Here is a 523-nt window from a genome sequence, read left to right on the forward strand (position 1 = left end):
AGCGGATCGTCTACAATGCCAAAACAACGACGTACTTTCACAGCAGAGTTTAAAAAGCAACTGGTGCAACTTTATGAAAACGGAAAAACCCGAGCAGACATTGTGAAGGAATATGACCTCACCGCATCGGCTTTGGATCGCTGGATGAAACAAGCCCAAACCACAGGCTCTTTCTCCGAAAAGGACAATCGCTCCCCCGAAGAGAATGAACTGATCGCCTTACGCAAAGAGAACCAGCGCCTCAAAATGGAGAACGATATTTTAAAGCAAGCCGCGCTGATCATGGGACGAAAGTAGCTATCATCCAGAACAACCGTGATAAATACTCGGTATCAGCAATGTGCGGCGTCCTGCAAATCGCCAGAAGTACGTTCTACTATGAAGCCAAAGAACCAGCCAAGGAAGATGACGCTACCGAAGCCATTGTGGACATCTTCCACAAGAATCGAAAAGCCTATGGCACTCGAAAAATCAAAGTCAAGCTCCATGAACGCGGGATAGTTGTGTCCAGACGCCGAATTGG

The 523-nt window shown here is 47.4% G+C and carries 1 pseudogene; it reads left to right on the top strand.

From position 1 onward, the window contains the following. Positions 1-15 precede the first annotated feature (15 nt). A pseudogene (locus PPOP_RS24260) lies at positions 16-523 on the top strand (transposase); the annotation flags it as partial.

This window comes from Paenibacillus popilliae ATCC 14706 (assembly GCF_000315235.1).
Taxonomy (GTDB): Bacteria; Bacillota; Bacilli; order Paenibacillales; family Paenibacillaceae; genus Paenibacillus_B; species Paenibacillus_B popilliae.